This window comes from Maricaulis sp. (genome assembly GCF_034670125.1).
Classification (GTDB): domain Bacteria; phylum Pseudomonadota; class Alphaproteobacteria; order Caulobacterales; family Maricaulaceae; genus Maricaulis.
In genome coordinates, this window is the sequence record NZ_JAXMOC010000001.1 from 78,155 (window position 1) to 103,260 (window position 25,106).

Consider the following 25,106-nt stretch of genomic DNA (forward strand, 5'->3'; position numbering starts at 1 on the left):
TCATGCCGCTCGACAAGGATACTGATTTCGGAACGCCGGCACCGCGTGGCCCGGCCGGCACCGTCTCGCTGGAAATTGACGGATTCGCGGTCACGGTGCCAGAGGGCACAAGCGTAATGCGCGCCGCTTCGACGCTCGGCACACAAATTCCCAAGCTGTGCGCGACGGACAGCCTCAAGGCCTTTGGCTCCTGCCGCCTGTGCCTGGTGGAAATTGACGGCAAGCGCGGCACGCCGGCTTCGTGCACCACGCCCGTCGAGCCCGGCATGAAGGTAACCACCCAGTCCGACCGCCTGGCACGGCTGCGCCGCGGCGTGATGGAGCTCTATATCTCCGATCACCCGCTCGACTGCCTGACCTGCTCGGACAATGGCGATTGCGAGCTGCAGGACATGGCTGGCGCGGTCGGTCTGCGCGATGTCCGCTATGGCCTCGCCGGCGAGAACCATGGTGGTCAGGCGAAAGACGTCTCGAATCCCTATTTCGACTTTGAACCATCCAAGTGCATTGTGTGCTCGCGATGTGTCCGAGCCTGCGACGAAGTCCAGGGCACGCTGGCGCTGACGGTCGAAGGACGCGGTTTCGACTCGCACATCTCGGTCGGCGGCCCGGACTTCTTCAACTCGGAATGCGTTTCCTGCGGTGCTTGCGTGCAAGCCTGCCCGACCGCGACCCTGCAGGAAAAGACCGTCGTCGAGCACGGTGTGCCGGACCGGACGGTCAAGACGACCTGCGCCTATTGCGGGGTCGGTTGCTCGTTCAAGGCTGAACTAAAGGGCAATCAGGTTATCCGGATGGTGCCGGACAAGGACGGCAAGGCCAATCACGGCCATTCCTGCGTCAAGGGCCGCTTCGCCTGGGGCTATGCCTCGCACGCTGATCGAATAACCAAGCCCATGATCCGCGATCATATTGACGATTCCTGGCGGGAAGTTTCCTGGGATGAGGCCATCGGCTTTGCCGCAAACCGGCTCATGGCGACCCAGGCCGAGCACGGCCGCAAGTCCATCGGTGCCATTTCGTCCTCACGCTGTACGATCGAAGAAGTCTGGCTGGTCCAGAAAATGGTCCGGACCGCCTTCTCCAACAACAATATCGATACCTGCGCCCGGGTCTGCCACTCGCCGACCGGCTATGGCCTGAAACAGACTTATGGCACCTCCGCCGGCACCCAGGATTTCGATAGTGTGGAGGAAGCCGATGTCATCCTGCTGATCGGGGCCAATCCCACCGACGCGCATCCGGTCTTTGCCTCGCAGATGAAACGTCGCCTGCGCGAGGGCGCCAGACTGATCATCGCCGATCCGCGCGCTATCGATCTGGTCCGAACCCCTCATATCGAGGCCGCCCATCACCTGGCGTTGCAGCCAGGCACAAATGTGGCCCTGGTCAATGCCTTGGCCCATGTCGCCGCAACAGAAGGCCTGCTGGATGACGACTTTGTCGCCGCGCGTTGCGAGGCGGACAGCTTTGCCGATTGGCTCGACTTTATCCACGACCCGGCCAACTCACCGGAAGCCGCCGCCGCGATCACCGGTGTCGCCGCCGAAGACATCCGCGCCGCCGCCCGGCTTTATGCGAGTGGAGGCAGGGCCGCGATCTATTACGGGCTGGGTGTCACGGAACACAGCCAGGGCTCGACCATGGTCATGGGCATGGCCAACCTCGCGATGGCGACCGGCAATATTGGCCGGCGCGGCGTTGGCGTGAACCCGTTGCGCGGTCAGAACAATGTGCAGGGCTCGTGCGACATGGGGTCCTTCCCGCACGAATTCCCCGGCTACCGTCATGTCAGTGACGCGGTGACCCGGAAAACCTTCGAGGCGGCATGGAAGCGTCCTCAGGATGGAGAACCGGGCCTGCGTATTCCCAACATGTTCGACGAGGCCTGCGGCGGAACATTCAAGGGCCTGTATGTGCAGGGCGAGGACATTGCCCAGTCCGATCCCAACACCCTGCACGTCGAGGCCGCCCTGCGTGCGCTCGACATCCTCATCGTACAGGACCTGTTCCTGAACGAGACCGCACGCTTTGCCCATGTTTTCCTGCCCGGCACCTCGTTCCTCGAGAAGGATGGCTGCTTCATCAATGCCGAGCGACGGATCAACCGGGTTCGCCCGGCGATCCCGGTAAAGACAGGGATGGCCGAATGGGAGGTCACACAGGCCCTGACACAGGCGATGGGATACAATGAAACCTCCTTCGCCAGCAGTGCGGACATCATGGACGAAATCGCCGCCTTGACGCCGACCTTCGCTGATGTCTCCCACGCGCGACTGGACCGGGACGGCAGTGTGCAATGGCCGTGCAACGAGACCGCGCCGCAGGGTACGCCGATCATGCATGTTGACGGCTTTGTGCGCGGCAAGGGCCATTTCGTGGTCACGGAATTCGTCCCGACCACCGAACGGACCAATCGCAAGTTCCCGCTCATTCTGACCACCGGGCGTATCCTCAGCCAGTACAATGTCGGGGCCCAGTCTCGCCGGACCGAGAATGCCCGGTGGCACGACGAGGACGTGTTGGAACTTCATCCCAGCGATGCCGAAGCCCGGGGCATCCGCGACGGGGACTGGGTCTCGGTCCGCAGTCGAAAAGGCGAGACCACTTTGCGCGCCCGCCATTCCGGGCGCATGGCACCGGGCGTCGTCTATACGACCTTCCACCACCCCGAGACCGGCGCCAATGTAGTCACCACCGAAAACTCGGACTGGGCGACCAGTTGCCCGGAATACAAGGTCACTGCGGTCGAGGTCGCGCCAGCCAACCACCGCTCGCCCTGGCAAGAAGAGCACACAGGCTCAGCCAGTGACGCACGCCGGATCAATCGGGATACCCATGTCGAACCGGCGGAATGACCCCCCGCAGGTCACAGAACGTGGCAGCGCGGAAGCGAGTTCCATCACGGCGAGACTGGTGGGTGGCACCTCCTGGTCAGTGCCTGAAGAACTGCCCGTCGCGATCATCTACAACCGCCACAATTACGCGGTCATGCTTGCTACACCGACCGACATCGCGGACTTCGCCATCGGCTTTTCCCTGTCGGAAGGAATCGTGACCACGCTGGAAGATCTGGAGGCCATCGAAATCGTCCATCAGCGCGCCGGCATCGATCTCCACATCCGCCTGTCGCCAGAGCGCCTCGAACGCTTGGAGCTTGTCCGCCGGCGGCGAAACCTGCCAGGCCGCGCCGGTTGCGGCCTGTGCGGACTGGAAAATGCCGACTCCCTGATTTCACCCCTGCCCGAGGTGGCAGCCGAACCGGTCGACATCTCTCGCGGCGCTTTGGGCAAGGCGATGGCGTCCCTCTCCGACTGGCAACCGCTCAACAGGGCCACGCGTTCGGTGCATGCCGCGGCCTGGTGCAACGCAGCTGGCGACATCCTCGCGGCCCGCGAGGATGTCGGCCGCCACAATGCGCTGGACAAGCTCATTGGTGCCAATGCGCGCGCCGGGCTCGATCACGCGGCTGGATTTCTGGTGATGTCCAGCCGGTGTTCCTACGAACTGATCGAAAAGGCCGCCCGCGCCGGCATACCGGCGCTGGCCAGCCTGTCGGCACCGACGGCCTTTGCCATCCGAAAAGCCGCTGAAGCCAATATTCGCCTCTACGCCCGGAACGGGTCCGACTTTATCGCCCTGGACTGACAATCCGGCGGGATACATTAGTGACCGGCTCTATGGTTGGGCGAAATAAAATCGATTGGATCAATCGGTCATGGTTTGAGACTATGAGTCGACTCAAGCCCAGTCGGGCGCGGGGCGAACCAGCAATCCAGATTGGAGCGGGCACATGGACGACACTACACCGAACTCTCAAGGCACCTGTCCGGTGATGCACGGCGGGAACACGGCGTCCGGACGCGATGTGATGGACTGGTGGCCGCGCGCGCTCAATCTGGACATCCTGCATCAAAAAGACACCAAGCCGGACCCCATGAGTGGCGTCCCGCCCTATCACGAAGCGCTCAAATCCCTCGATTTTGACGCCCTGAAGGCCGACATGCACGCCCTGCTGACCGAGAGCCAGGATTGGTGGCCTGCCGACTATGGTCATTATGGCGGCTTGATGATCCGTCTCGCCTGGCACTCGGCCGGCTCCTACCGCCTCGCCGATGGTCGCGGCGGTGGCGGCAGCGGAAATATCCGCTTCGCGCCCCTCAACTCCTGGCCAGACAACGGCAATCTGGACAAGGCGCGCCGCCTGCTTTGGCCGCTGAAGAAGAAGTACGGCAACAAGATATCCTGGGCCGACCTGATGCTGCTGGCCGGCACAATCGCCTATGAAAACATGGGCCTGAAAACCTTCGGCTTCGGCTTCGGTCGGGAAGATGTCTGGGGACCGGAAATCGACACTTATTGGGGTGCCGAAAAGGAATGGCTGGCCCCGTCCGACAGCCGCTACCAGGACGTTTCCAAGCCGGACACCATGGAAAACCCGCTGGCTGCGGTCCAGATGGGCCTGATCTACGTCAATCCGGAAGGTGTGAACGGCAAGCCCGACCCGCTGAAGACGGCCGAACAGGTCCGCACGACCTTCGCCCGCATGGCGATGAATGATGAGGAAACCGCGGCCCTGACCGCCGGTGGCCACACGGTCGGCAAGACACACGGAAATGGTGATGCCGGCGCATTGGGTGCTGAACCGGAAGGTGCGGAGCTGGAATACCAGGGCTTTGGCTGGATCAACCCCAATTTAGGCGGCAAGGCCAGCAATGCGGTCACCTCCGGCCTCGAAGGCGCGTGGACGACCAATCCGACACAATTCGACATGGGCTATTTCGAACTCCTGTTCGGCTATGAGTGGGAATTGAAGAAGAGCCCTGCCGGCGCTCACCAGTGGGAACCGGTCGATATCAAGCCGGAACACATGCCGGTTGATGCGAGCGATCCCACGCAGCGCCGCATGCCGATCATGACCGATGCCGACATGGCGATGAAGATGGACCCGGCCTATCGCGCCATTTGCGAGAAATTCATGGCCGATCCGGCCTATTTCAAGGACACGTTCGCCCGCGCCTGGTTCAAGTTGACCCATCGCGACATGGGTCCGAGGGACTGCTATTTCGGTCCGGACGTTCCGTCCGAAGACCTGATCTGGCAGGACCCGGTGCCGGCCGGCCCGACTGGTTATGACGTCGCCACGGTGAAGGCCGAGATCGCGGCCAGTGGCTTGTCGATCGGCGAAATGGTTGCGACCGCTTGGGACAGCGCCCGAACTTTCCGAGGCTCTGACAAGCGCGGCGGAGCTAACGGCGCGCGCATTCGCCTGGCGCCGCAGAAAGACTGGGAGGGCAATGAGCCCGACCGCTTGTCGAAGGTCCTTGGCGTCCTCGAACCGATTGCGCGCAACGCCGGCGCCAGCCTGGCCGACGTGATCGTCCTCGCGGGCAATCTCGGCATCGAGCAGGCCGCCCGCGCAGCCGGCCATGACATTTCCGTACCGTTTGCGCCGGGGCGTGGCGACGCCACCGACGCGATGACAGACGCCGGATCGTTCGACGCGCTGGAGCCCTTGGCCGATGGATACCGCAACTGGCAGAAGGCAGACTATGCTGTAAGCGTCGAGGAAATGCTGCTGGACCGCACGCAATTGCTTGGACTGACAGCCCCGGAAATGACGGTCCTGATTGGCGGCATGCGTGTGCTGGGCACCAATTATGGCGGCACCAAGCACGGCGTGTTCACCGACCGTGAGGGCACTCTGACGACCGACTTCTTTGTCAACCTGACCGACATGGCCTATTCGTGGGTGCCAGTGGACCGCCGTACCTACGAGATCCGCGACCGCAAGACCGGCAAGGCCCGTTGGACCGCAACCCGCGCCGACCTGGTGTTCGGGTCCAACTCGATCCTGCGCGCCTATGCCGAGGTTTACGCCCAGGACGACAATGCCGGAAAATTCGTCACAGACTTTGTTGCGGCCTGGTCCAAGGTCATGAATGCGGACCGGTTCGACCTCGCCTGATCGAACGGGCTCCGAGCAAAAAAGAGGGGGCGGCTCGCACCGAGCCGCCCCCTCCTTCTTTGGCTTTGGAGCCGGGCGTCCTATTTCGACGATGCAAAATGCTCGGCGCTGAAACTGTACGCGGCCGAAGCCGAGGGCTCGCTGGATGGAGTCGCGTCGACGGTATATCCGACATCACTGCAGACGCCCGGCGCTTCCGGCATGCTGCGATTGAAAACCATCAGGGCCAGACCGGTATAATCTGACGTATCGATGGTATCACCGCGGCCCAGCGGGACGGCTTCGACGCGGTCTCCGCGCTGGCCCAGCGCCAGCAGCTCCAAACCGTCATCACCGGCAAGGCTGAACCGGTAACGACCGTCGAGACCCACCATGATGTAGTTGGCGCCCAATTGCTCAAGCCCGCCCTTGGAGTTCACGCCAGCCTCACCATCAAGCGTATGATGAACCCGGACCGTAGCGTTGAAAGCCGGCGCGAGATCATAGGCGAGCGCATAGTTCTGGGCGCGCCAACGCTGGATCACATCGGGGATTGTGGTGCCAACCGTGGCCAGCGTCGCCGACATCGTCTCGAATCCGTCCAGGTCGACACTGTTCTCCCACATGTCCACGACGATACCCTCGCCATAGCTGTCAGCCATGGATTGCAGCAAGGTCCACTGGGAGTAGTCGAACCCGCTTTCACTGGTCGTCCAGCACATTTCCGGCGCGTTGAAATCCGTTTCTACATAATCGGTAGCGTCCTGGTCGCTGCCGACCGTCGTGGTTTCGGTCCACGACGCCGTCGCCTCGTAGAGCCAGTCGAGGCCTTCCTCGGAATCGTAACCAAACTGGACCACATGATTGAATTCATGCGTCGCGGTGGCCCGCATCAGGCTGTGAACCGGCGCTTCCTTGCCCATCCCGACGAAATCATTGTCGACCACGAACACCGTTCGTGCAGCGGAGGTTTCACGCACGTCGCTCGTGTTCGAGTTGTCGAACATGATCTGTACCGGATAGGTCACGCCCATCGATCCGTCGGCATCGGCGACGTAGGCTGTGTAACGACCATCATCATCCCGTATCGGCTCGGCCCAACCGATACGGGAAATCTGCACGTCGAGCATATCCTGCAACGCGTCAGACACCGATTGCGCATATTCGGTCGACGATGCGTCGACCCCTTCCAGTGTGTAATGGACCCGAAAATCCGGTGACGTGATCGTCAGTTCTGGACCGCTCAGCGAGACCCGGTTTTCGAGCAAGTCCTGCAGCGTATCGACAACCGACGCATCGACCCAGGACAGATCCAGCTGGAAGTCTCCAGTGCTCTCGCCGCTGCGAAAACGGCGCATCTCCAGCGTGAACTCCCCGCTCGCGGGCGCTGTAAACGCAATGGCGGAATTGAGCGAACCATCTCCGCGGTCATCATTCAACGCGACGGGGAAGCCGTCAGGGCCAACCAGGCGCAGGACCGGGTCCAGATCACCGCTTGTCGCGTCCGCTACAGCGAGGACCGTCTGACCGGCTTCCAGTTGAAGCAGATAGTCAAACTCGGTCCGGCCCGCGCCGACCGTACCGGTGTGGCGCGCGAAACGCTCACCCTCGATCGTGGTGAAGTCGAACGGCACTTCCGCATTGGGATCGGTCGCCAGGGAGAAAATCAGCTCGCCCGCGCCTTCGCCGCCATAGCTGCTGACCTCAACCCGGAATCGACCGGACTCCTCCGCCTGGAACACGATCTGGGAGTTGAGGCTGCCATCTCCGCGATCATCATTCTGGGCCAGGATATTGCCCGCGGCATCGAGCAGGGCGAGCGTTGTGTCGAGCCCCTCGGTCACGGCGAATGTCGAGGCGACCAGAATGTCGCCTGCCGCCAGCTCTACCGACTGGCTGACGGTGGCCTGGTTGTCATTGAGAGCGACAACGCGCTCGTCGATGACCGTCGCGTCACCCGACAGGCCGACATCGACCCCGTCGGCAATTGCGAGCGTATAGCTGCCAGTCGCGTCACCATATCCGCTGACCACGGCGGAATACTGACCGCTGACGGTCGGCATGTGGATGATCTGCGAGGTCAGATCACCGGATGCACGATCGTCATTTTCGGCCAACACCTGACCATCCGGCCCCAGCAAGGTGAGAATTGTGTCCAGGCCATCCGTGGTCGCCGTCGTCAAGGTGACCACCTGGCCGGCATCCAGGGACAGTTCAATGGTCGAGTTCGGGGATTGGGCGGTGACCTCGCCGGCCACTTCCCGCGCATCTCCGGCTTGCGCATGTGCGCCGCCAGCCAAACAGACAAAAGCACTCACAACAGAAAAGACGCGCACTGACACCCCCAACGCCTAGCCGCCGGACAGATCCGAAGCGGCTTTCCCGGTTCAGGTTTAGCGGTATCTCCACACCACCACAAGCAATCGGCCGACACGCCGCACCAGGGAGCCGGCCGGTCACCGCAACTTGAAGCGCTGCACCTTGCCGGTCCGGGTTTTGGGCAAAGCGTCCAGAAAATCGATGGCGCGAGGATATTTGTAAGGCGCGATCATCGCCTTGACGTGATCCTGCAGGGCTACAACCATCGTTTCGGCGGCGAAATGACCGTCGGCGAGGACAATATGAGCCTTGACGATGGTGCCGCGTTCCGGGTCCGGCGCGCCAACCACGGCACACTCGGCCACCGCCGGATGTGTCAGCAGCGCCTGCTCTACTTCCGGCCCCGCAATATTATAGCCCGCCGAGACAATCAAATCGTCCGCGCGCGAGAAATACCAGTAGAACCCGTCCTGATCGCGGCGGAACAGGTCGCCGGTCAGATTCCAGCCATCAACGACATAGCTCGCCTGGCGATCATCATCGAGATACAGGCAGCCGGTTGGCCCCCGGACCGCCAGACGCCCCACCTCACCATCCCGGACCTCCGCGCCATCATCATCGATCAGCTTGGCCTGATACCCCGCGACGACCCGCCCGGTCGAACCGACCCGGACGGGTTCACCGGTTGCGGCGATGAAGATGTGGATCAGTTCGGTTGCGCCAATCCCGTCGACGAGACGCAGGCCTGAACACGCGTGGAAAGCGTCCGAAATGGCCGCTGGCAGATGCTCACCGGCCGACACGCCCTTGCGCAAGGAGGACAGGTCATGCGTGTCCCAATTGGCCATCAGCGCACGATACCCCATGGGTGCCGTGAACAGCGTGGTCGCCCTGAAGGTCTCGATACACTCGCAGAGCGCGTCAAAGCCCGGCCGGTCCGGCAAGGCGACCGCGATCCCGGCCCGGGCCGGGAAAACGACAAAGGCGCCCAGCCCGAAGGTGAAAGCGAATGGCGGCGTACCGGTATAGATTTCGTCGGCTTCGGGCCTCAGTCCATGACGATCGAATGTATCGGCCATGGCCAGCACGCTGGAATGAAAATGGGCACAGGCCTTGGGCTGACCGGTGGTGCCCGATGTGAAGGCCAGCAGGGCGACATCATCGCGGGCGGTGTCGGCATTGTCGAAATCCGCCGGCTTGCCGGGCAGCGCCGCCGCGAGTTCGCTCCCCTCACCCCAGCACTCGATCCGGCCCAGGACCGGCTCACTTTCGACGGCTTCCCGGACAGCCTCGACCAGCACCGGGTCGCAAAGCGCGAAACCGACCTGCCCTTTGGCGATAACCTTGGCCAGTTCACCGGCCCGCAACATCGGCATGGTGGTTACTGCCACACCACCAACCTTCATCACGGCGTACCAAGCGACCATGAGATCAACACCGTTGGGCCCGTGCAGCAGCACCCGGTTTCCGGGCACGACACCCATCTCGTCGACCAGGTAGTGGGCTAGCCGGTTGGCCTCGGCGAGCAGCTCGGCATAGGTCAGCGAGCGGGCCGAAGAATAGACCGCCATCCGATCACCGAGACCTTTTTCAACCGTCCGGTCGAGCAGTTCGGCACCGCAGTTGAGCCGGTCCGGATAGGCCAGCTCCGGCAGGTCAAAGCGGAAGTCCGGCCATTGCTCCCGCGGCGGCAGATTCAGGCGAGTGAAGCGGTCTGCATGACCGCTGGGCTGAAGCTGTGTCATCACGTCCTCCCCGACGCGTCGACCGGCTGTCATGTCGTGCAAGGCCTCTGACGGGCCCGCTGTCACGATGGAATGACGGCCGTGGTCTCGATTTCGACTTTGGCGCGCGCCTCGATCAATCCGTCGACAACCAGAAAGGCCATCACGGGATAGTTGCGCCCCATCAATTCCTTCCAGATCGCGCCGAGCTGCGGCCCGGCCGCCAGGTATTCGTCGCGATCACTGACATAACCGGTCATGCGGACCACATGTTCGGGACCGGCTCCGCCTTCCTTGAGGACCGCCAGCGTGTTGGCCAGCACCTGCCGGAATTGCTCGGCGAAGTCGTCAGAGACGATTGTTTCGGTCTCGTCCCAGCCGATCTGACCAGCGACGAAGACCATCCGGCCGGACACGGCGATGCCGTTGGAATAGCCCTTTGGGCGCGGCCAGCCTGGGGGTTGCAATCGCTCCATCACTCCGCCTCCTCAAAATCCAGCATTCGGCCCCGCAATTCCGGCAGGATCGAGATCGGTGTGTTGCCGGCCTGGTCGATGAAGACCAGCGTCGGACGGGCGATCATCCGCACCTCGTCCCCGCATCGGGCGGTGATTGTGAGCTTGATGGAGGACCGCCCCAGCTCACGCACGACCAGCGAGAAAACCAGCGTGTCGTCGAGTCGGCTGGGCGCCTTGAATTCGGCCTCCATGCGCGCCAGCGGTACGCCGTGCGGCCCGTTCACGATCATCGCGTCGAAGCCATAGCCGACGCCTTGCTCGAACCAGTCCTCGATGGTGGCGTTGATCATCTCGAAATAGCGCGGGTAGAAGACGATCCCGGCCGGGTCGACATCGGCAAAACGAATGCGGCGGGTGACGTCAAAGCTCATGGCGCGGCCTCCGCCAGATGGGCGCGGGCAATGACAAGCTTCTGGACCTCGGAGGCCCCCTCATAAATGCGCAGCGCCCGGATTTCCCGATAGAGCGCCTCGGGCACACTGCCCTTGGTGACACCCAGACCGCCGAAAATCTGCACGGCGGCGTCGATGGCACGCTGGGCCGCTTCGGTGGCATAAAGCTTGGCCATGGCCGCCTCGCGTGTGACCCGCGCCGCGCCCTGGTCCTTGGTCCAGGCGGCACGATAGATCAGCAGGGCGGCGGCATCGATATCGACTGCCATTTCAGCCAGTTGAGTTTGCACGCCAGGCAGGTCGGCCAGCGGCGCCCCGAACAGGTTGCGGCCGCGGGCGCGCGCCGTGGCTTCGTCCAGCGCCCGACGGGCAAAGCCCAGCGCCGCGGCACCGACCGTCGAGCGGAAAACATCCAGCGTCCCCATGGCAATCCGGAAACCGGCTCCGCCCTCGCCGATGCGATTTGCGACCGGGACCCGGCACTGATCGAACCGGAGCCGCGCCAGAGGGTGCGGTGCGATGGTCTCGATCCGTTCGACCACCTCAAGACCTGGCGTCGTCGCCGGCACAATGATCGCACTGAGACCGCGCGCGCCGTCGGCTTCGCCGGTGCGGGCAAAGACGACATAGAAGTCGGCGATGCCGCCATTGGAGATGAAGGTCTTCTCGCCGCTGATGACATAGTGGCCGCCATCGAGGTCGGCCCGCGTCGAGATTGCCGCCACGTCCGATCCGGCCTCTGGTTCCGTCAGCGCAAAGGCGGCGCAGAGCTCGCCTGTCCCGGTCCCCGGCAACCACGCCTGCTGCTGATCGGGCGACCCGAACAGGGAGATGGCGCCAGAGCCAAGCCCCTGCATGGCAAAGACAAAGTCAGCCAAGCCGGAGCGATAGGCCAAGTGCTCGCGGATCAGACACAAGGAGCGGACATCCAGTTTCTCGCTCATGCCACCAAAGGCGGCCGGCACTGCATGGCGCGTGATCCCGACATTGCCCAATGCCGCACGGATCCCGGTGCAATCGGCATCGACATCGGCGTGATCGTGAAAGCCGTCAGAATCAAACTGCGCCTCCGCCCAATCCGACACCTCGCGGGCAAGCTTGCGATGACGGTCCTCAAGAAAGGGCCAGGCGAGATAGGACTGGTCAGACATCTAGTCGCCCTCGAAGACCGGCGTCTCGCGGGCGGCGAAGGCCCGGTAGGCGCGTTCAAAGTCCTTGGTCTGCATGCAGATCGCCTGGGCCTGGGCCTCTGCCTCGATGGCCGTGTGCAGACCCATGTCCCATTCGGTGTTGAGCTGGTTCTTGGTCATCGCATTGGCGAAGTTTGGTCCTGCCGCAATCCGGACCGCCCAATCCTTCGCCGCCGGCATCAGGTCATCAGGCTCGACGAGTCGGTTGTAGAAGCCCCAGCGCTCGCCTTCTTCGGCCGACATCGAGCGACCGAGAAACAAAAGTTCGCTCGCCCGTCCCTGACCGATGAGGCGGGGCAGGATGGCGCAGGCTCCCATGTCACACCCGGCCAGCCCGACCCGATTGAACAGGAAGGCCGTCTTGGCAGCCGGCGTCGCAATGCGCAGATCCGACGCCATCGCCATGATCGCCCCGGCACCAACGCAGATGCCATCAACCGCTGCGATGACCGGCTGCGGGCAATCACGCATGGCTTTCACCAGATCACCGGTCATGCGGGTGAAATCGAGCAGGCCCGGCATTTCCATTTCGACGAGCGGGCCAATGATTTCATGCACATCGCCGCCGGAACAGAAGTTACCGCCGGCACCTGTCACGATGACGGCCTGGACGGAGCGCGCATAGACGAGACCGCGGAACAGGTCGCGCAGCTCGGCATAGCTTTCGAAGGTCAGCGGGTTTTTCCGGTCCGGACGGTTGAGCGTGATCGTCGCCACGCCGTCTTCGAAGGACCAGAGGAAGTGTTCGGGGGCATAGGTTTCGGGATCCAGCATGATCTATCCGTCCTGTTCGGTTCGCAGGGAGCGCAAGAGGTGTTCGGTCTGGTCGGTCAGGCTTGCAGCCGCCTCGCCGGGCAGGTCGGCGAAAATGTCGGCCAGCCAGTCTGCATGGGCCTTGGCCATGATTGTGAATGTCGCGCGCCCGGCATCGGTCAGGTCGACGCGAAACCGGCGACGGTCCTGCTCCGACGCGGTCCGGGTGACCAGCCCGTCCGCGACCATCCGGCTGATCAACCCCGTGACATTGCCATTGGTGACCAGAAGGCGTTCGGACAACTCGCCCATCAACAGGCCGGCTTCGGCCCGGTCGAGGGCGGCCAAGGCATCAAAGCGCGACAGGCTGACACCAAACTCACGCTGGAAACGTGTTCTCAATTCCCGTTCGACCAGGGCGGTCGGTCGATACAGCCTCAGCCACAACTTGACCGCCGCACGCCCGTCGATCGCTGTCGTTTGGGCAGGCCGTGCCATGTCAGACGGCTCCGCCCGAAATCGCGATGGCCTGGCCGGATACCGAGCCGGACAGGGGCGAACACAGCCAGGCGACAGCCTCGGCGACTTCATCACCCTGGATCAAGCGGCCTTGCGGATTGGTCTTGGTCAACTCCGCCAGCGCCTGCTCACGGGTCCGGCCGGTCTTTTCCATGATGTTGGCGACGGAATTCTCGACTATCTCGGTCTCGACATAGCCGGGACAAACAGCGTTCACGGTGATCCGGGTTTGCGCGTATTCGAGCGAAAGTGACTTCGTCAGGCCGACAACAGCGTGCTTGGACGCAACATAGGGGGCGACGTAGGCACCGCCGCGCAAGCCGGCGATCGAGGCAATATTGATGATGCGGGCATAGTCAGCGCGCATCATCGAACCGACCACGGCCTGGCTGCAGCGAACAAGCCCCTCGACATTGACTGCCTGGATACGCTGCCAATCGGCCATCGACGTCCGGTGAAAGGCCGCGGCCGACACGATTCCGGCATTATTGACCAGGATATCGACCGCGCCCGCGGCCTCGAAGGCCAACCGGACGCTGTCCTCATCGGTGACATCGCAACGGATCGCGCTGGCTCCTCCAATGCCGCCTGCCGCCTCTCGCAGACGGTCCAGGTCCCGCCCCATCAAAACTGTCTCGACACCCTCCGCCGCCAGACGGCGCGCACAGGCCAGACCGATACCTGTTCCGCCCCCGGTAATGACGGCCCTTCGTCCTGCCAATGCGCTCATGCCCGAAACTCCGTCTCGTTGGCGCGCTGGAGGTTGCGCGCGAGTTGGTCAAAGCCGGCTTGGTATTGCGGCGGCACGGCGGCTCCGCGATAGCCCAGCTCGGCAGCAGCACGCAGGGTCCAGTTGGGATCGAGCAGGTGCGGTCTCGCCAGAGCGACGAGATCGGCGCGGCCGGCGGCAAGGATCGAATTGACATGGTCCGGCTCGTAGATATTGCCGACGGCCATGGTCGCGGATCCCAGCGAATTGCGGATCTGGTCGGAATAGGGCGTCTGGAACATGCGACCATAGACCGGGCGCCCCTTGGGGGTGGTCTGACCGGCGGAGACGTCGATCAGGTCAGCCCCGGCATCGATGAAGGCCTGGGCGACGGCAACACTGTCATCGCCATCAATGCCCTGCCCCGCGACCCAGTCGGTCGCTGAGATCCGGACCGCCATCGGTTTTTCAGCCGGCCAGACATCCCGCATGGCGCGGAAGACTTCCAGCGGGAAGCGGAGACGGTTTTCCAGACTGCCACCATAGGCGTCGGTGCGGTGATTGGAGATCGGCGTGATAAAGCTGGACAGGAGATATCCGTGGGCGCAGTGCAGCTCGACCATGTCGAAGCCCGCCTCAACGGCCCGCCCGGTGGCCCTGACAAAATCGGCCAGGACGCGGTCCATGTCGTCACGGGTCATCTCAATGGGCGCCTGGTTTCCCTCATCCCACGGTATCGGAGACGGCCCGTAGACAGGCCAATTACCCTCCGGCAATGGCACGTCATAGCCCTCCCAGCCGATCCGCGTGGATCCCTTGCGGCCGGCATGGGACAGCTGGATGGCCATTTTCGCGTGGCTGTTCTGGTGTGCGAAATCGGTGATCCGGCGCCAGGCCTCGACATGTTGATCCGTGTACAGCCCGGTGCAGCCTGGCGTGATGCGGGCATCGGCGCTGACATTGGTCATCTCGCTATAGACGAGACCGGCTCCGCCCAGACAGCGAGCGCCGTAGTGAACCTGATGGAAGGCACCGGGCACACCGTTACGGGCCGAATACTGGCACATGGGTGAGACGACGACGCGGTTTTCCAGTTGCATGTCGCGCAGGGTGAACGGCGCGAACATGGGCGGCTTCGCACCGGCCTCCCCGCCCGCCCCGGCAAACCAGCTCTCCACGCCAGCCAGCCACTCCGGGTCCCGCAAGCGCAGGCTTTCATGGCTGATCCGTTGCGAGCGGGTCAGCAGGGAATAGGCGAACTGTTTGGGCTCGAAACCGAGGTACCGATCGAGATTTTCAAACCATTCGGTGGAGTTGCGGGCGGCGCTTTGAAGCTTGAGCACTTCAACCTTGCGCGCCTCCTGATAGTCAACCAGCCCCTCGGCAATCGGCTTGGTCGTACTGGTCAGGACATCTGCCAGCATGATCGCATCCTCGAAGGCCAGCTTGGTGCCCGAGCCGATCGAGAAATGGGCGGTGTGGGCGGCATCCCCGAGCAGGACGACATTGTCATGCACCCAGGCGTCACACAGAACCCGCGGGAAATTGAGCCAGGCCGAACCGCGCTTGTGCGCGGCATTCGACATCAACGCCTCGCCATCCAGCCAGGACGCGAATATCTGCTCGCAGACCCGACAGGTTTCCGCCTGATCCATGTTACCGAAACCCCAGGCCTCCCAGGTTTCGGGCGCGCACTCAACGATGAAGGTCGAGGTCTCGTCATCAAACCGGTAGGCATGGGCCCAGACCCAGCCATGCTCGGTCTCGGTAAAGATGAAGGTGAAGGCCTCGAACACCTTGTGCGTGCCCAGCCAGACGAAGCGGTTGCGGCGGGTCTCGACATCCGGCTTGAAACGGGTCTCGAAACGCGTCCGTATCTTCGAATTGAGCCCGTCAGACGCGACGATCATGTCGGCATCGGCAAAGGCCGACAGATCGCCATCGATCTCGGATTCAAAGTGCAAACCGACACCCAGTTCGCGGGCCCGGTCCTGCAGGATGTTCAGAAGATGCTTGCGACCGATGCCGCAAAACCCGTGACCCGTCGAGGTTTCGACAGTACCGCGGAAATGGACATCGATATCATCCCAGTGAGCGAGACTGTCCGCGATGGTCCGCGCGCTGTCCGGATCATTGCCGGCAAGATTCTCCATCGTCTGATCAGAGAACACCACACCCCAGCCGAAGGTATCGCCGGGCTTGTTGCGTTCATGGACATCAATCTCGCAAGCGGGGTCGCGCAGCTTCATGGAAATGGCGAAGTACAGACCGGCAGGTCCGCCACCAAGACAGGCAATCTTCATCCCGGGCCATCTCCCCTCGAGAGCGCCCAATTACTTTAGAACTAAAATATTTGGATACAAGTCCCGAACGGACCGCGATGTCGGCACAGTCGTTGCGGGTGTGAAGCCCCCGCTTCACACCCGCTCCGACGCCCGGCGCTCACCCCTGAAACCGGCGAAACCGGCTTTCGCCAAGGCGTCAGTTGAAGCTGAACCGCAACTCCACCCGCGCTCCTCGCGCTTCGAAGTCAGCCTCACCCAGCCCGTCGACATCCATTTCAAGATGGATGGATGCACCGGGTGCCAGCTGACCATGAAGGCCAAGTTTCGCGTCCGCCCGCAGGCCACCGGTCCCGACCAGTCGGCCATCAACATCAAGCAGTTCGGCGGGGTTGTAGTCCCACACTCCGGTGAGGGTGAGGCTCGGCTCCCACCAACCACCGCTCGCAGTATTGTAGCGATAGGCGATCTCCGGACCGGCGCGCAGACGGCCAATCGCGATGGTCTGCTCCGGGATGCTGATACCGAGCGAGTCGGTATAGGCGTCCTGGGTTTCCTGGAAGTGAGCAAGACTAGCACCCGGTCGGATCCGCCAGTCACCCGACCGCCACTCACCGGACAGATTCATGCGGAGCATGTAACGGTCCGTCTCGAACGTGTCCTCGTACAAGCCCAGCGGATCGACGGTGTTGTCCGACTGGCCGTAGAGCGCCAGGGCATCAAACCAGACACCCTCGCGGATCTCACGGACCACATAGGGACCCGCCATCCAGCCAGAACCACTGACCCGGGCGCCGCGGACGGCTCCGGCCCGTATGGCGATCTCGTCCGTCGTCTCATCGGCCCAGTCATGTTGCAGCATCACACCGGCAACCGTCCGGTCATCGACCGCCCAGTCAACGCCCAGCTGGACAACACCGAACGCGCTGTCAGCGGCATCACCGGACCGGTCATCGGACACCGACGCGTAGTTGGCAGCCAACCAGACATCAGCCTGCCCGCCATCGACCGATCGAGCCACATCCCCACCGGGCATTTGAGGCGTACTGGCCGCAGCGTAATTGCGCATTCCGGCCAGACTGGCACCCATCGAAACCATGCGATTGCCGCCATTGATGTCGGCCGAGAACTGGCCGGCAGACGTCGAGTTCCGGTCACGGGCCCGACGGGTCAGATCCGGAGCCGCGTTCAGCAGGCTGTCGGCGCGGCGGACCATGAAGTTGCGGATTGCGCGCTGGGTGGCCAACCGGACCTCCGCTTCGTCACGCGTATTGGCGAAGGTGCAGACAATGTCCTCATTGGCATCCAGGTCTATGTCGACACGGCCAGCTGCCAGATCAATTACGCTCCCATTGTCGGTATCGCCGACGCAGGAAATCGAGTCGATGCGCCACCCCTCAGGCAGGGACTGCGTCACGTCATAACTGCCCAGCAGCTTGCGGACCGGTGCACTGGCCGCATGCCCGCCCCGGGTGGTCAGGCTGATGGCGTCGAGATCGGTGTCAGACGAGGCAAAGTCAAAGGTCGCATCACGCTGCACACCGCCCGGCGTCGTCGAGACCAGCTGGATTGAACCGCGGCGCTCCGCGATTGTCACTGTCAGCGGAATGGCCACCACGGTCGTGTTCCCGCTTGCCATCGCATGGGCATTCGGCGTTTTCGCCGCCGCACCGCCGCCACTCAGATTGATCACGGTCACCGTGCCGGTATAGGTGCCGGCTTCGAGTCCATTGGCGAGTTCATTGACCGAAATCGTCAACACCAAGTCTCCCAAAGACGGTATCGTTCCGGTGCGCGGATCGACATCCAGCCAGGGCACGTCCACCTGGACCAGGAAATCAACCGCCTGACTGCCCGGATTGGTAACCCGCGCGGTCGCTGTGATCTCGGTCGGATCTGCAACATCTTCGGCCACCACGACGGCGACCTCGATCGGCTCGGCGACAGCCTCAAGGCTCGCCTCGCCGGCCAGGTTACCATTCCCGGCGGCATCCTCGGCGGCGCCGGCGGCGACGCCGAGCGTGATGGTGCCGAGCGTCTGCGGCGTCACGGTCACAGACCAGCTGGTCTCGTCGATGGCCGCGAACTCAGACAGGTCGCCATTGCTGACGACGATGTCGTCCACAGCAAAACCGGTGACCGCTTCAGAGAAGGTGAAAACGGCGGAGAACACGCCTTGCGTTTCCTCACCGGGCACCGTGATTTCCAGGCTCGGCGGCGTGTTGTCGGTGACAAGCGAATAGGTAGCCGCCGCGGTATTGCCATTGCCGGCCGCGTCAACAGCGCTGTCGGCCGCGACATCCACGGTCACCGGGCTGCCGCCAGAAGGCGTCAGGACCACGGTATAAACGGCGCCGGCGCCCGCAAAATCCGACAGGACCGCATTGGTCACAATGACATCTCCCAGCTCGAAGCCGGTGACATCTTCGTCGAACGTGATCGTCAGGGTGAACGCATCAACGACCGGTTCGGTCGCATCGGAACCGAGAACCACGCCGGGCGCCGACTGGTCATTCTCGATGACCAGGCTTGCAGCGGCGACATTGCCGTTGCCGGCATCGTCGGTTGCCGATCCCGCCGCAAGGTCAATCGTCACATCGCCATCTGCGGACGGCGTCACCGTCACCGACCAGGACGCGCCTGACCCGGTCAGGTCAGAGGCGACACCGTTATCAACACCAAGGTCACTCAGTTCAAACCCGCTGACATCCTCGGAAAATTCCACGGTTACCTCGAACGGGCCGGCGACCGGCCCAGCAACCGCACTGGCCAGCACCACGGTTGGCGCGCTGGCATCGGACGTGATCGAAAACTGGCTCGCGGCTTCATTGCCATTGCCAGCCGCATCGGATGCCGCATCAGCGGCAAGGTCTACCGTCACCGTACCGTCCGCCGCCGCGGTCACTGTGGCCGTGTAAACAGCGCCGGAACCGGCGAGGTTTGAGGCGACGCCATTGCCGATTGACAGATCGCCCAGCTCAAAACCGGTGACATCTTCCGAGAACGTGACGACCAGCGTGAACACGCCTGATACCGGATCGCTCGCAGCGCTCGACAGCACGACCGTGGGAGCAATCACGTCATTTTCCAGAATGAAGGTGTTCTCATTGGTGCCGGTTGGCGTCGTGTTCGCCAGAACCGTCCCTGCGGAATCGGCAATGTCGGTGCCGCCGGACAGCGACAAGGTCACCGTACCGTTGAGCGTCGGCAGATCTCCGCCCCGGGCCGTTACCAGATATTGGAAACTCCCTCTGCCCGGGCCACGGTCGTCGGCACTGGCCCGACTGCCCGAGCCCTCTGCACCATCGCCCCGGACACCGCTGACCACCAGTTCGGCGGTGGTGCCCGCAATCCGGAAATCGCTTGCATCGACATTGTTGACCGTCTCGGAGAAATCGACACCCCAGACCACAGAGTCAGAGCTGGTTGTTTCGTCGGTCGGGTAAGCCCGCGCGATCGTTGTGAGCGTTGGAGCGACCGGGTCATGCAACAGATAGATTGGACCGGCCTGGTCATTGCCGTTGCCCGCCGCATCCGTCAGCTGATCGGCGGCAAGGCTGACAATGATCTGCCCGGCTGCCACCGGTGCAATGGTGGCGACAAATCCGTCACCATCCGGATTGAGCGCTGTTACCGTCCCGTTGGTCACTGCGAGATCATCACCCGTAAATCCGGTGACGGGCTCGCTGAAACCGATGTCCAGGTCAAAACTGCCGGCAACATAGAAATTGTCATAGCTGAGCGAAGCAACCGGACCGGTATTGTCCAATGTCACGGCACGTTCATCGGCACCGCCGGTGACCGTGAGGCCCGACAGGCGGTTGCCACCCAGATCCGCGATATCGAGGCTGCCGACGGTCAACGTCACCAGCCCGTCTTTCCCGGCGAGGTCTCCGCCAGACGCCTCGACCACAAGCAGGGTCGGCTGCGGTTGGGTGACCGACGAAATACTGGCGGTCGAATTGACAAGCGCAAAATCGCTGCCATCGGCGTTCTCAACCTCTTCCGACAGGCTGATGGCCCACTGCAAGGTATCGGAACGCGTCGGCGAACCGCCCGTGGTGACGAATTCGACATTGGTCACGTAAGGCGCGGTATTGTCGATATATTCCGACCAGGTTTCGGCCGCCACATTGTCATTGCCAGCGCCATCCTGCGCGGCACCGGCCGCGACATCGAGCGACACCAGACCTTCGGCCGTCGGGGTCAGCGTGAATGTGAAGAATCGGCCGGCAAGCGTTTCCACGATATCGGACGCGGTCGCGTTGACGATTTGCAGATCGGCGGCATCAAACCCGCTGACGACTTCGGAAAACACGATGGTGACCTCGAACGGGTCAGAGCTGCCACCCGGCCCGTCTGTCGAGATCAGCGCCGTCGGCGCGGTGTTGTCGAGCCAGAACGTGTTCTCGTTGGCGCCGGTTGGATCGGTGTCGCCATTGAGCTCGTTGCCATACTCATCGGCATAGAAGTCGCTGTTCAATCGCACGCGGACTTCGCCGTCGGCATCCGCCAGATCACCGCCGGAAGCGGTCAGATAGAATCCGATCGAATACCGGGTCACAGCCAGGTCGGCCGTCGTACCGGTCAAGATGAAGTCATCCGCATCAAGCGAAAAGAGGGCTGAAATCGAGGAAAACTGCAGGTCCCAGGTGACACTGTCCGCATTGGTGTATTCATCGGTCGGGGACTGCCGCACAAGACTGGCAATGACCGGGACGGCATGGGAGACGAAATAGGTGTCCTCATTGGCGCCGCTGGGATTGGTATCCACAAGTGCCAGGCCATTCACGTCGGTGATCGATACGCCCGGCGCAAAGGACAGCACGACCGATCCGGCCATCGTCGACAGGTCGCCACCGGCGACCAATACCTCATAGGCGTTGCCGCCCACGCTCCCGACGGACAACACGGACGCCGTCGTGCCCGCGACCGCGAAATCTGCCGTCCCGACGCCCTGCACGGCTTCGGAGAACGTCACCAACCAGGTCAGGTTGCTGGCATTGGTGTACTCATCCGCCGGCGTGTCGCGCACGATCGACAGCACCGTCGGAGCGGTCTCGTCATAGGCAATCGAAAACTCTGTCGCCGCCGAACTTGTATTGCCTGCCTCGTCCTGCGCGGCGCCGGCCGCGACATTGATCGTGATCGGCGTGCCCCCGGACGCAGTGGCGTCGGCTGTGTACACGGCGCCGGACCCCGACAGATTGTCGAGCGTCACATTGGTCGCAACGACATCGGCCAGCGAGAAACCGGTCACGTCCTCGTCGAAGGTGAAAGTGACAGTGAAATCAGACGTACCGAGCGCCGGGCCGCTGATCACCAGTCCCGGCTGCCGGTTGTCGACCTCATAGTATTCTTGTGTGGTCTGGGCGGACGTGCCGTTCAGCGCCCGGCCCGCGACGTCCAGAACGGTTGCGGAAGACTGGGCAAACACGGACACAGACTCGCTGCCGCCGGTACTGTAATTGCCGCCGATTGTCGCCAGATTGCCGCCGCTGACAGTGACTTCGTATCGACTGGCCGAACGCGCCACGATCTGGGTAACAGAGGCGGTGGTCTGTGAATCGCTCTGATCGCTCTGGATCCGAAGGTCTCCCGCATCAAGACCGGTGACATCCTCGGTGAACGTAAGCCCGAAGGTCAGGCTGTCGGCATTGGTGACCTGATCGACAGGGTTCAGGCGTTCGATGATATCAATCTGCGGGGATTTCAGGTCGTAGGCGACCGAAAACGGCGTTGCCGCGGCGTTGTCATTGCCCGCCGGGTCTGGGGCGGCGCCAGCCTCCAGCGCAACAGTAACAATACCCTCGGTGTTGGCGGTCGGACGGATCGTGACGGAATAATCAGTGCCTGAGCCGGAAATATTGGTCGCCCGCCCATTGGTGACCGTGAGATAGCTCGTTTGGAAATGAACGCTTTCCGAGACACTGATATCCAGGGTGAAATTGTCGATCGCCGGGGCAACAACATCGCTGCTGAACGTATAGACCGGGGCGTCGGTATCATAGACGCCCGCAAACTGGGCCGAAGCGGTGTTCGCGAACCCGTCCGTATCGACCGCTACGCCGGCAGGAACATCCACCGTGAACGCACCTTGGGCGGTCGGCGTGACAGTGATGGTGAAGGAGCGCGTGCCCGAACTCAGCACAGCGACAGTGGCATTCGAAAGAATGAGATCGGTTGCCGGGTCGAACCCGGTCACACTTTCGGAAAAGGTTATGCCCAACGTGAGGGGCCCTGAGTATGGCGACAGGGACCATGGGTTCATCGTGACTGTCGGAACGGTGACGTCCGATGAAATTGAGAACTGCGTCGACGCCGTATTGGTATTGCTCGCATCGTCGTAGAGGCTGTCGGCGGGCAGGTCGACCGTGATGGTGCCGGCGTCGAGCGGTCGCAGCACAAAGCTGCCCGCATAGGTCCCGGAGGTGAAGGAAAAGCTTTCCAGGCTGGCGTTGGACAGAACGAGATCGCTGGAATTGAAGCCGACAATCACATCGGCAAAACCGTCTTGCGGCGTACAGGTCACATCGACTGTGAAGGTCGAGGTGACGGGCGCTGACGCGGCCGTCGTGAACGCGCAATTGGGTCGCGTATTGTTGACCGTGGTGCCTTCCGGAAACTGTGTCGCAAGGTTGGTCAGCGGAACGCCGCCCAGGCTTTCGATGTCCTGGCCAGCAACAAGTGCAAGATCAACAAGGCCGTTCAGGTCTGCCAGATCGCCTCCCGCGACTGTCGCCTGGTAGTAGCGGGCATCGCTGCCTGTGCTGACGAGATTGGTGATGGTGGCGGTCGAACCGGTGACCTCAAAGTCAGTCGCATCAACATTGCGCACCTCGATATCGAAGGAGATGTTGAAGGTCAGCGTGTCGGCGTTGGTGTAGGTCGACCCACTCACCGACTCCAACCGGGGGGCTGGCGCCGGAATCGCCTGCGACGCGCCTGGCGCGAGCAGCGCCGTAGTGGCGACAACGCCCACGAGCGCAGCCATGCGCGGTGCCCGGTCCGTGACGGCGCGCACGGCGCGCCGGCCCGCCCGAATGACTGAACGCATTGCCCGTGAAACGATCGACACCATGACTGAACTCCCCTTGGCGCAGCGAACTCCCGGCGGGCTTCCCAGAAGCCGATGCCTGACGGCGCCTTGCGCAACCTCAAATCAAAAACCCTCCATCCAATCGCAGGCACACGCCCGCCAACCGGATAAAGGTTTGATTTCAATTTGATTGGGCCGGAAATTACCGATAGCAACAATCACCCAAATGGGTGGTCCTTCCGACCGTTCACACGGCCGGCCAAGAGACACAGACCCATGAAACAAACCGACAGTGTTCCTTCCGACAGATCGGCACCTGGCCGCGCCTTGGGCATGGGGACGCGAATTGGCTATGGAATAGGTGATTTCGGCTTTGTGGCTGCTTGGCAGGGCGCCGCGCTGTTCCTGCTCTATTTCTATACCGACGTGCTCCACCTCTCACCCTGGACAGCGGGCGCGATTTATCTGACCGGGATGATCTGGGACGCGGTTTCTGATCCGTTGATCGCCAGTCAGGCCGAGCGATTTGCGGCCCGCACAGGCAATTATGGGGCCCTCATGCGGCGTGCTGCCCTGCCACTGGGACTGAGTTACGTCCTGATGTTCTCAATGCCTGACATGGGCACGGCGTTGACGACCGTGGCTGCGCTGATCGGGCACCTCATTTTCCGCACCGCCTACACCTATGCCAGCATGCCCTACAATACGCTGCCGCTACGACTGACCACGGACGGCGACGAACGCAGCAGCCTGTCTGCCCTGCGTGTCATCGGAGCCGCCCTGGGCGGCCTGACGGTCGCCATCGCCACGCCATTGCTGGTCGACGCCATGTCGGTGACCGGTGAGCGGGCCGGCTATTTGCTGGCCGCGACGGTGATGGGTGGCCTTGTGGTCGGGATATTGCTGGTCTCCAGCCTGGCGACGCGGGAGCCATCGAGGCATCGCACCGTCGCCGCCAATGCCGATACCGGGCGCGACCTGGCGGAACTCTGGTCCGCCACCCGGCGCAACGGACCGCTGCAGCGACTGTTGGTGATGATGATGCTGGCGACCATCGGCTTTGCGCTTTTCACACAAAGCCAACTCTATTTTCTCAACCATGTGTTGGACTCTCCAGGGATCACCGCGCCGGTCCTCGCCGGCCCGGCGCTGGCCATGATCGTGACGGCCCCGCTCTGGATGCTGCTTGCCGCCCGCACGTCCAAACGCAACGCGATGATCGCCGGGCTGCTTGTGGCGACCGCCGGCTACGCCCTCATGGGATTGGCCCCGGTCAGCGGCACAACAGTGGCCCTGGGTGCCGTGTGCCTGATCGGGGCTGGCAGTGCCGCGATTCCGGTGATGTTCTGGTCGATGCTCCCCGACGCGATCGATCATGGCGAGTTGCTCACCGGGATGCGGATCGAGGCGAGAACCTTCGGCCTGACAACCTTCGTGCAGAAGTGTTCGGCCGGGCTGGCGGCCTTGTTGACCGGCGGGTTACTGGCACTTGCCGGCTACACGCCGGACGCGGCGATAGGCGCGGGCGCTGCCTCCGTCATAACCGCCATGGTGTCATGGATTCCCGCGGCTTTCATGATGGCCATGGTGATGGTGATACACCGCTACCCGATCAGCCGGGACACGCACAGCGCCGTCATCGAGGAACTGGCACGTCGCACAGACAGGAGTTGAGCACCATGCTCACCCGTTCGGGTGGTTGAGTGGGCGGATA

Annotated in this window: 14 protein-coding genes; 4 read left to right on the plus strand and 10 right to left on the minus strand. The window is 62.8% G+C overall.

Annotation, left to right across the window (positions count from 1 at the left end; genetic code table 11):
* Nucleotides 1-2: 2 nt before the first annotated feature.
* The 3 genes from fdhF to katG all read left to right on the plus strand — a co-directional run bounded on the left by fdhF (nucleotide 3) and on the right by katG (nucleotide 5,968).
* Complete coding sequence (gene fdhF / locus VOI18_RS00270; RefSeq protein WP_323760421.1) at nucleotides 3-2,858, plus strand: formate dehydrogenase subunit alpha; 2,856 nt, start codon at nucleotides 3-5, stop codon at nucleotides 2,856-2,858.
* The gene (gene fdhD / locus VOI18_RS00275; RefSeq protein ID WP_323760422.1) at nucleotides 2,839-3,648 is read left to right on the plus strand and encodes a formate dehydrogenase accessory sulfurtransferase FdhD; all 810 of its coding nucleotides are present in this window, start codon (nucleotides 2,839-2,841) and stop codon (nucleotides 3,646-3,648) included. The genes fdhF and fdhD overlap by 20 nt, the downstream gene beginning before the upstream one ends.
* A 145-nt stretch (nucleotides 3,649-3,793) precedes the next feature.
* Nucleotides 3,794-5,968 (plus strand): catalase/peroxidase HPI, encoded by a 2,175-nt coding sequence (gene katG / locus VOI18_RS00280; RefSeq protein ID WP_323760423.1) that lies wholly within the window; start codon nucleotides 3,794-3,796, stop codon nucleotides 5,966-5,968.
* A gap of 80 nt (nucleotides 5,969-6,048) precedes the next feature.
* Here the strand turns inward: katG and VOI18_RS00285 are convergent, their stop codons facing one another.
* The 10 genes from VOI18_RS00285 to VOI18_RS00330 all read right to left on the minus strand — a co-directional run bounded on the left by VOI18_RS00285 (nucleotide 6,049) and on the right by VOI18_RS00330 (nucleotide 23,347).
* Nucleotides 6,049-8,283, minus strand: coding sequence for a hypothetical protein (locus VOI18_RS00285; RefSeq protein ID WP_323760424.1), 2,235 nt, complete (start codon nucleotides 8,281-8,283; stop codon nucleotides 6,049-6,051).
* A gap of 120 nt (nucleotides 8,284-8,403) precedes the next feature.
* The gene (locus VOI18_RS00290) at nucleotides 8,404-10,011 is read right to left on the minus strand and encodes an AMP-binding protein (RefSeq protein WP_323760425.1); all 1,608 of its coding nucleotides are present in this window, start codon (nucleotides 10,009-10,011) and stop codon (nucleotides 8,404-8,406) included.
* A gap of 62 nt (nucleotides 10,012-10,073) precedes the next feature.
* Nucleotides 10,074-10,466 (minus strand): RidA family protein, encoded by a 393-nt coding sequence (locus VOI18_RS00295; protein WP_323760426.1) that lies wholly within the window; start codon nucleotides 10,464-10,466, stop codon nucleotides 10,074-10,076.
* Nucleotides 10,466-10,879, minus strand: coding sequence for a thioesterase family protein (locus VOI18_RS00300; RefSeq protein ID WP_323760427.1), 414 nt, complete (start codon nucleotides 10,877-10,879; stop codon nucleotides 10,466-10,468). The genes VOI18_RS00295 and VOI18_RS00300 overlap by 1 nt, the downstream gene beginning before the upstream one ends.
* Complete coding sequence (locus tag VOI18_RS00305; RefSeq protein WP_323760428.1) at nucleotides 10,876-12,051, minus strand: acyl-CoA dehydrogenase family protein; 1,176 nt, start codon at nucleotides 12,049-12,051, stop codon at nucleotides 10,876-10,878. Before VOI18_RS00305 ends, VOI18_RS00300 begins: the two co-directional genes overlap by 4 nt.
* Complete coding sequence (locus VOI18_RS00310) at nucleotides 12,052-12,864, minus strand: enoyl-CoA hydratase family protein (RefSeq protein WP_323760429.1); 813 nt, start codon at nucleotides 12,862-12,864, stop codon at nucleotides 12,052-12,054.
* Nucleotides 12,865-12,867: 3 nt separating this feature from the next.
* Entirely contained in the window at nucleotides 12,868-13,341 is a 474-nt protein-coding gene (locus VOI18_RS00315) for a MarR family winged helix-turn-helix transcriptional regulator (RefSeq protein WP_323760430.1), read from the minus strand.
* A 1-nt stretch (nucleotide 13,342) separates the two neighbouring features.
* Nucleotides 13,343-14,092: an SDR family oxidoreductase gene (locus tag VOI18_RS00320; RefSeq protein ID WP_323760431.1), complete on the minus strand. Its 750-nt coding sequence runs from the start codon at nucleotides 14,090-14,092 to the stop codon at nucleotides 13,343-13,345.
* A complete protein-coding gene (locus VOI18_RS00325; RefSeq protein ID WP_323760432.1) occupies nucleotides 14,089-16,374 on the minus strand; it encodes a bifunctional salicylyl-CoA 5-hydroxylase/oxidoreductase in 2,286 nt (761 codons plus the stop codon). The genes VOI18_RS00320 and VOI18_RS00325 overlap by 4 nt, the downstream gene beginning before the upstream one ends.
* A gap of 178 nt (nucleotides 16,375-16,552) precedes the next feature.
* Complete coding sequence (locus VOI18_RS00330; RefSeq protein ID WP_323760433.1) at nucleotides 16,553-23,347, minus strand: Ig-like domain-containing protein; 6,795 nt, start codon at nucleotides 23,345-23,347, stop codon at nucleotides 16,553-16,555.
* Between the two features lie 321 nt (nucleotides 23,348-23,668).
* Here VOI18_RS00330 and VOI18_RS00335 point away from each other — a divergent pair, with 321 nt between their 5' ends.
* Nucleotides 23,669-25,066, plus strand: coding sequence for an MFS transporter (locus VOI18_RS00335; RefSeq protein WP_323760434.1), 1,398 nt, complete (start codon nucleotides 23,669-23,671; stop codon nucleotides 25,064-25,066).
* Nucleotides 25,067-25,106: the final 40 nt, after the last annotated feature.

Excerpts from the sequence above, each read along its gene's own strand:
- VOI18_RS00320 (WP_323760431.1), bottom strand. The coding sequence starts at position 14,092 with ATGAGCGCATTGGCAGGACGAAGGGCCGTCATTACCGGGGGCGGAACA.
- katG (WP_323760423.1), top strand. The coding sequence starts at position 3,794 with ATGGACGACACTACACCGAACTCTCAAGGCACCTGTCCGGTGATGCAC.
- VOI18_RS00325 (WP_323760432.1), bottom strand. The coding sequence starts at position 16,374 with ATGAAGATTGCCTGTCTTGGTGGCGGACCTGCCGGTCTGTACTTCGCC.
- VOI18_RS00295 (WP_323760426.1), bottom strand. The coding sequence starts at position 10,466 with ATGGAGCGATTGCAACCCCCAGGCTGGCCGCGCCCAAAGGGCTATTCC.
- VOI18_RS00315 (WP_323760430.1), bottom strand. The coding sequence starts at position 13,341 with ATGGCACGGCCTGCCCAAACGACAGCGATCGACGGGCGTGCGGCGGTC.
- VOI18_RS00330 (WP_323760433.1), bottom strand. The coding sequence starts at position 23,347 with ATGGCTGCGCTCGTGGGCGTTGTCGCCACTACGGCGCTGCTCGCGCCA.
- VOI18_RS00300 (WP_323760427.1), bottom strand. The coding sequence starts at position 10,879 with ATGAGCTTTGACGTCACCCGCCGCATTCGTTTTGCCGATGTCGACCCG.
- VOI18_RS00290 (WP_323760425.1), bottom strand. The coding sequence starts at position 10,011 with ATGACACAGCTTCAGCCCAGCGGTCATGCAGACCGCTTCACTCGCCTG.
- VOI18_RS00305 (WP_323760428.1), bottom strand. The coding sequence starts at position 12,051 with ATGTCTGACCAGTCCTATCTCGCCTGGCCCTTTCTTGAGGACCGTCAT.
- fdhF (WP_323760421.1), top strand. The coding sequence starts at position 3 with ATGCCGCTCGACAAGGATACTGATTTCGGAACGCCGGCACCGCGTGGC.
- fdhD (WP_323760422.1), top strand. The coding sequence starts at position 2,839 with ATGTCGAACCGGCGGAATGACCCCCCGCAGGTCACAGAACGTGGCAGC.
- VOI18_RS00335 (WP_323760434.1), top strand. The coding sequence starts at position 23,669 with ATGAAACAAACCGACAGTGTTCCTTCCGACAGATCGGCACCTGGCCGC.
- VOI18_RS00310 (WP_323760429.1), bottom strand. The coding sequence starts at position 12,864 with ATGCTGGATCCCGAAACCTATGCCCCCGAACACTTCCTCTGGTCCTTC.